Here is a 7,181-nt window from a genome sequence, read left to right as displayed (position 1 = left end):
TCGGGCTACGCCCTCCCGACGTTCCCCGCTCGCAGCAGCGCCAGTGGCCTGGTTTTGCGCCGCCCAATGGCCGGTTTTTGCTCCGCCGTTGACAGGCCGCACCGCCTCTGCGATTGTCGACGACAGGCATCCGGCTCGCGGCCATATGGACGCGCACCTTGCACCGGAAAGTGCGGCACATGCCCCGCGTGGGGTCTACAGCAGTTCGAGCAAAAGGCAGGCGAAGCGCCTCAGGGCCACGAGGCCTTTCGCGGCCGCAGTCTATATAAAGCGAGATGCCAGAGGCAGGGCCTCAAGAGGGCGATCCGGCCGAGCCCGGGCAATGGAACCGGGCGACCGGTGGAAGCTCACAGTTCGACCAGACGATTCAGCACTTTGGACAGGATCTGGTTCAGCGACGACAGCTCTTCCGTGGATACATCCGAGAACGCCGCGATGAGGATTCTCTCGGCCTCGACCAACCCTGCGTGACGGAGCGCGGCGCCCCTTTCCGTCAACTGCACCTCGGTCACGCGGCCATCGCTCGGACGCACACGTGTCGTCACCATCCCGTCTGAAACCAAACGCTGAACAACCTTTGTGGCGGTGTTCAACTTCATCACACTGATCTCCGCAATCTCGGAGACGCTCATGTGCTTGTCATCGTAAAGCGAGATCAGAACGCGCCAGCGGGGCATATCCAACCGCAGAGGCTTCAACTTCCGTTCAAGCACGTGGATGTAGCGCGCGTTAACCCGGTTGATCCAGTAAAAAGGCCAGTTGTGCCGAAGTTCGCCGGTCTGTCCGGTGAAATTGAAGCGGGGAACGACGCCTTCTTCAGGCACGGAAGGATTTTCTACCATTGTAACCCTTGTCAGAGCGTGGCTCATCTTGCGCCTTCGCTCTTCCTCCTCGTCTTGTCGCTCGCATCACGCGCGGCAAACTATGAAAAGTGCAACGTCACCGCAAGGCTACCGGGCAATCCAGACCGACGCAGCCCATCGCGCCATAGATCCATAACCGGGCACGAAAGTTCATAGTGGTGCCAGGCCTGAACGGTAACTGTTCGGCGCGAGATCGGTCGACCAATCTGTCGAAACGACCACGGGATGGCGCAGGCATAGCCGCTCGTCAAGACATGATTCGCTGCGATCACGGCCTGGGATCTCAGGCGACGTTGCCAGGACGCGGAGCCGTTCGACGCAACCTGGCCAACCATCCGATAGATTTCGAACGACTTTTTTCTTATTTATCCTGTTATGCGCAGCCTGGTTTGGGATACTCTCGGATGGGCCTGAATCATTCCCACTCGATTATTGATTGGTAGCATAACACCTTGAATTATCGTCATTAAAAATATTCTTCGCGGCGATATACCGTCAGCCATCCCGGCAAAACCGCTGGCTTTTGAAATTATTGGATTTTTCCGGGATACCCCGAAAAACCGTACTTTCGGGATCTATCGTCAAGCGAGGAACGCAGGAAACAATCCGACTCGATCCGAGCATTCCGCCGATTTCACGACGTAGTCCTATCATCAAAGCCGTCGATTGTCACTGGACCGTCGCGCGTAGGACGGAAGTGAGAACATGGCTAAGATCAAAGCAAGCAGCGTTAGAAGGCTCTTGCCCGATTAACCGTCTCGACAACTCCGGCCTCGCCCGCTTGTTGTCGATGAGGTGCCGCCGGAGATGACTGCTGAGTGTGACGGCACTCAGGAAATTGATTGCAGCCGTAAAAGGTGGTGTCGTTGCGACCTTTGCGCTCAACCAATTCCCCGACCAGGCAAGTGGGACACTGGTCGAGTTCCTTCCCCTCGATAGTTTCAAACCGGACCTCATTGCCGGCGATTTCGCAAAGCTCGCGAATGTAGCGTGAAGGCTTGCGCCTATTGCAGAGGATGAACGTCCCTCTGCTGGCGCGGGTAAGCGCGACATAGAAGAGTCGGCGCTCCTCCGCGTAGGCGAACGTCTCCGGGCGCGGGATAACGAGATTGAGCAGCTCGTCATCTTCGATGCGGCTGGGAACGCCGTAGTCGCCCTCGCTGACATCAAGCAGGATCGTGTAATCTGCCTCAAGGCCCTTGGAGCGATGAAACGACATGCCGGCAACCTCGATCGCCGAAAATTCGGGGGGCTGACCGTGAAATGGATCCAACAGGTTGTAACGCCACAAGACCAGTACCTTCAGCTTTTGCCCGGTCTCACGCCGCCACTGGCTCGAAATGCCATCAAGAAAGGTGTTCAGGCGATCGAGCAGTTGGAAGCAGGCTTTCGGGAAGCTTGGCTTTCGCCACTCCACGCTGACCGGAATGACCCGGATTGATCGTGGTATGGCGGCGCGCGTCGACCGCACTGTCTTCCTGATCTGGTCTGGATTGCGCTGAACGAAGCCCGCAGCAGTGTCGGCGAGCAGCTGGTTGCAGCGGTAGGTCTGTTCGAGCCGACCTTGCCAGCAGGCGCCAAAGTTCGCCTCGAACTGGGTGAAGATCGTAATGTCCGACCCGGCGAAGCGGTAGATCGACTGCCAATCGTCTCCGACTGCAAAAACCTTGGTGAAGGGCTTCTGGTGTTTGAGCGCCTTGATCAGATTGGCCCTCGGGTCCGAAATATCCTGAAACTCATCCACCAGGACCAGTGAATACGGGCTCTGATAGCGACCCGTCTCGACGAGGCGCACTGCGTCGCCGATCATCGAATCGAAGTCGATACGCTTCGCCTCGTCGAGCTTGCGTGAATAGGCTTCGGTGATCAGCCAGACAGCACGCGCGAAATGCTGCGCGCGGGGTTTGTCATGCAGGGACTTGGCCCGCTCGAGCAGCATCTCCAGCGTAAGCTGGCTAGCCCGGATATGCTTGATGCACACGCCGATCAGCTTCTGGTAGTGCGTGATCACCACCGGCTCGACCGCCTTGAGGATCTCGTCGACACTTTTCTCGGTCAGCGGAATTTCGCGTTTGGTGAGCTGTGCCTCGAGATGCGACAACAGCGTCCCATCGCGCGCCTGCGCTGAGGTAGTCTCGAAGAAATCCAACTCTTCGCGCTTGTATCCGGCGCGTTTACCCTTGGTGTGCTCGGCGTAGCTCACAAAAGGCGACGAACCATCCGCGTTAATCGCGAAATGCTCATGGAACGTGTCGGTCAGCGGGTAATGGAAGTCAGGTTGAACAAAGCGCTCGCTCCCATCCTCCTCTTTGAATGAGATCTGCTTTTCATACTCGAACTCGACAGAGTGGACCCACAACCAGTTCGCGATCCGTTGCTCCTGAAGGGATTTCACATACACCTCTGCAAGTGTGCCGATGGTGCTACCGCCCTTGTCGTTGCGATCGGCGATGTAGCGATTGTAGTCCGCCTCCGAGTCAAAGACCTCCGCCGGAATGTCGGCCTTGGGCAAAATGGAGAGAAGGTCGATCCACAGGCGGCGAAACTCTTCATCAACCTCCATCAGCTCGCGTATGATCTTGTCAATCACACGGGCTTCACCGGCGGGATGCTCGACCCAGTTGGCCAGTTGCGGTGGGCGGCCTTCCGTCTCTTCGATGATCCCTCGGCCGAGCGCGTGAAAAGTCGTCACCCGGCATTCCAACGCCTCCTCATCTACGTTCAGTTGCCTGGCGATCCGTTCTTTCAGCTCATCGGCTGCGCTCTTGTTGAATGCCAGAACAAGAATTTCGCTCGGATGGTAGAGCTCCTTTTCGAGGACATAGGCGACTTTCCCGACCATGGTTGCGGACTTGCCTGAGCCGGCCGATGCGACGAGCAGGTTGTTGTCTTCCAGACGGATGCAGGCCTCCCGCTGCTCTTGCGAAAGCGAAAATCCGCCAAGGTTGGCGAAGAATTTCTCGAACTTCTGCATCTCGTGAACAACGAAACTTTCGTTGTAGCGACTGCGGACACCCGGGTCAGTGAGCATGGCAAATGAGGTTGGCAGATAGCCTCTTAGGGTGCCGGGGATCAGAGCTGCATCAAACAACGGGTGCGCCAATGCCAGTGACGCCTTTCCCGGGACGCTCGCGATCGCCCGGCTAACGTCCGCATGAGCAAGATATTGCCTGTTGCTGTCGGTGATCGCGCGAATCTTGCTGTCGACCTCGCGCAGGCGTTCCTTGTCGGAGTCGATAAGGTCCGCGAGGTGCAGATTCACGAAAGCCAGCAAGTCGTCGCATAAAGTCTGAGCCGCTTTGGCTGTCAGGCCGGAGAGAGCATCGATACGGCCCTTCGACCGGATCTCGACCGTGTGCCAAAGGAGAGCCTTGGTTGACGAAATAGACGATATCTCAAGACACTGGATTTCGTCTTCGTGTGTTGATTTCAGGCTAATCCGGTCCTGAGAAGATGAACTGAGAACCAGTTTCCATTTCTCTGACAGGAAAAGACGCGCCCAAAGGCCGGGCCGGTATGTGCGGGATCGACCAAATATTGGCGGTTTCATCGAGCCGCCCGGCCTGTGGCTGCGGCGTTCCACAGAAATCGGGGGTTTTCCTCCCCTTCGACGTCGCTCATCTACCCCCGATCCCCCAGTCTCTTATTTGGCCGTGCTGTTCGCGCGCGCGGCTATATCGGCGCACCGCGCCATGAGCGCCTCAAACGGCTCCGCGTCGTCGAAGAGCAACCCATCCTCGACCATGCGGGCATAGTCATCCTCCAGCGCCTTCGCGCCATCGCCAGCCGGAACGAGTTGCAGGCCGCCATTGACGGCTGCCCCGTAATCAATCGGCGAGCGATCAGCCGCTTTCTCCGCAAAGAACATCGACTTGTGGCGAGCGACCGCGTTCGCCAGCTCGCGATCCGCGAAGGCAGCGTCCGCAAGACCGGCTTCATCGAGCCGGGCGACATCATGCCAATGCCGGGCGAAGCGGTCCCCACGCAGCCGGTCCTGGTGGCAGAAGACATGGATGGCGGTCGCCTTCTCCCAGAACGTCCGCTCGGCGTGCATGACGCGCGGACGCGCTGTCGGGAATATCAGGCCATCGATCAGGCCAGAGGCATCACAGACAACATCACGCAAACTGGCCGGCTCGCCCGTCGACCGCGCGCCGAACTCCAGCATGACACTGGGGGCGACATAGCCCGATCCGACTGCGGTCGGTTCGTAGTCGATAAAGAGCCGATCACCTTCGACGCGGATCGTCGCCGCCAGACCTTCCGTGGCCAGGGCGTCGGCGATTACCGGCTGCACGACAGCGCCAACCCATTCCGGTAGCCGGCGACGAACCTCGCTGGACCAGCGCTTTTCCTCGCTTCGCGTTTTCGGCAGGCCCTCGCCATTGTCCCCGACCAAGTCGGGCGCGATGGCCCGAATGTCGTAGGTCAGATCCACATCCTCCGAAAACCGATGGATGACCTGATAGGCTTTCGACAGCGATGTGCCGCCCTTGAACACCAGATGCTCACCAAGCGGCGCCGTGTAGAGCGTGCTCAACGCCCACACCACCCAGACGTCCTTTTCGAGCAGATGCGCGGGCCGCCCCGAACGATCCGCCGCGACGCCAAGGGCGTCGCGGCGATCCTGAGCCGAGAGGAGCAGGAAGGTTTCAGCCATAGGCCGCCTTCCCGACACTCTGCGCCAACCATGTCGGAAGCTGCGGCGCGGCCGCCACCAATTCGCCAAAGGCGCCGGGCGGCAGCTTTCGCTTCAATGTCCGGAGCGCGGTTTCGGCTTTCTCCGGGCCGAGCCAGGCCAAGGCCCGGACGGCCTCTCCCGCCGGCCGGTTGGCCAGAGCCAATTGCCAGCGCGGGGCATGGCGCAATTCCACGACCTGCTTGCCGAGATTCATCTTCCGGCTGCGCCCGGAAGTTAGATAGACCGAGCGAACCGGCACCTGCGTCGTCAGGCCAAGCGCGTTTGCGGCCGCCGCACCGTTCGAGACAATGGTCTCGCCACGCTGGCTGGCAAGGGCCTCCACAGCCTGTTCGACCGACGGCGCGCGCGTCCCGAACCGACTGGCGACGGGGCGGAGATAGACACCGCGCCCAGCCCGGATGAGTTGTTCGCGCTCGGCCAGACGCGACAAGGCCTGGTCCACCGCGGCGCGATTGCCGAGATGGAGCAGCCCCTTAGCGGACACAGAAGCGCCCTCGGGCAAACCCGCCATATGCGACAGAATCTGTTCGGTCAGTCGTGTCATCGTCTTTCTCCTGTCAGGAACATACGCAGTTTTCTGACAGCTTTCAAGGAAACACATCCGGGACGGAAAGCTGGGACAAGGGGAAAGCCTTCCCCTGCGGTCGAGCCTTGGGTCTCGCCCGACCCCTTCTGCGGGGAGATCCCCGCAACGTCCCCCATAGAGTGAGAGTGCGGACGGGTTTCCCGTGACGGGTCGAGGGCTGGAGAAGAGGTCTCCGGCGCCCGTCGCGGAGATCCGCGATGTTCAGGAAAAACCACAGTTCCCGTGTCGGCTCAGGCCGGACGAGCCTCTATGACGACATCACCGACAAGATCATCGCTGAGCTTGAGACGGGCCGTGCTCCCTGGGTCCAGCCATGGGGCTCGGCCGCGGCCAAGGCGCCGCTCGCCATGCCCCGCAACGCTGCGACCGGACGGCACTATTCCGGCATCAACGTGCTCATCCTCTGGGGGGCGGTGATCCAGCACGGCTTCCCCGGCCAGAGTTGGCTCACCTTCCGCCAGGCGCTGTCGCTGGGCGGCAATGTCCGCAAAGGCGAGCACGGCACGACCGTCGTCTATGCCGACCGCTTCACGCCGGAGGACGAGAAGCGCCGAGCCCGCGAGACTGGTGAGGACGCCGCCGCGATTCCGTTCCTCAAGCGCTTCACCGTCTTCAACGCCGCGCAATGCGACGGCCTGCCGGACGACATCGCCGCCATCGCTCCACCGCCACCGCCTGGCCTCATCGAGCCGCGCGTCGAGGCTCTGATCGAAGCGACGGGCATCGATTTCCGCATCGGCGGCGATCGCGCCTTCTATGTGCCGGCGCACGACTATGTGCAGGTGCCGCCGCCGCAGGCCTATTTCGAGCCGATCAACTGGCACCGCACGGCCCTGCACGAACTCGGGCACGCCAGCGGCCACGCCTCCCGGCTCGGCCGCGATCTGACCGGTGGTTTCGGCACGAAGAAATACGCCTTCGAGGAGTTGGTGGCCTTATCCTGACTCTGTGATCCTGTCTCAGAATCATGCATTGGAGGCGCCTCACCACGGCTCCGGTGAAGCTCTTCAGACGTCCGGGTCAAGCGTTC

At 60.4% G+C, this 7,181-nt stretch carries 4 protein-coding genes and 1 pseudogene; 1 reads left to right on the top strand and 4 read right to left on the bottom strand.

The genetic code is table 11. From position 1 onward, the window contains the following. Positions 1–347: 347 nt before the first annotated feature. The 4 genes from J2X50_RS24790 to J2X50_RS24775 all read right to left on the bottom strand — a co-directional run bounded on the left by J2X50_RS24790 (position 348) and on the right by J2X50_RS24775 (position 6,109). Entirely contained in the window at positions 348–869 is a 522-nt protein-coding gene (locus tag J2X50_RS24790; RefSeq protein WP_429098868.1) for a MarR family winged helix-turn-helix transcriptional regulator, read from the bottom strand. 724 nt (positions 870–1,593) lie between these two features. Beyond that, positions 1,594–4,446, bottom strand: a complete 2,853-nt coding sequence (locus J2X50_RS24785) for a UvrD-helicase domain-containing protein (protein ID WP_429098866.1) — start codon at positions 4,444–4,446, stop codon at positions 1,594–1,596. Positions 4,447–4,506: 60 nt separating this feature from the next. Further along, the gene (locus tag J2X50_RS24780) at positions 4,507–5,523 is read right to left on the bottom strand and encodes a nucleotidyl transferase AbiEii/AbiGii toxin family protein (RefSeq protein ID WP_429098864.1); all 1,017 of its coding nucleotides are present in this window, start codon (positions 5,521–5,523) and stop codon (positions 4,507–4,509) included. Beyond that, on the bottom strand, positions 5,516–6,109 hold the full coding sequence (locus tag J2X50_RS24775; protein ID WP_047820979.1) for a DUF6088 family protein: 594 nt from the start codon (positions 6,107–6,109) through the stop codon (positions 5,516–5,518). Before J2X50_RS24775 ends, J2X50_RS24780 begins: the two co-directional genes overlap by 8 nt. Positions 6,110–6,348: 239 nt before the next feature. On the opposite strand from J2X50_RS24775, the pseudogene J2X50_RS24770 reads away from it, so the two are divergent. After that, positions 6,349–7,086: pseudogene (locus tag J2X50_RS24770) on the top strand (ArdC family protein); the annotation flags it as partial. Between the last annotated feature and the right edge of the window lie 95 nt (positions 7,087–7,181).

The organism is Aminobacter sp. BE322 (genome assembly GCF_050433525.1).
GTDB lineage: Bacteria > Pseudomonadota > Alphaproteobacteria > Rhizobiales > Rhizobiaceae > Aminobacter.
The sequence above is the reverse complement of the archived record's forward strand: the minus strand, read 5'-3'. Positions and strand labels throughout refer to the sequence as shown.

What these genes read in the sequence shown, in the direction of transcription:
- J2X50_RS24775 (WP_047820979.1), bottom strand. Translation starts at nt 6,109, where the DNA reads ATGACACGACTGACCGAACAGATTCTGTCGCATATGGCGGGTTTGCCC.
- J2X50_RS24780 (WP_429098864.1), bottom strand. Translation starts at nt 5,523, where the DNA reads ATGGCTGAAACCTTCCTGCTCCTCTCGGCTCAGGATCGCCGCGACGCC.
- J2X50_RS24790 (WP_429098868.1), bottom strand. Translation starts at nt 869, where the DNA reads ATGAGCCACGCTCTGACAAGGGTTACAATGGTAGAAAATCCTTCCGTG.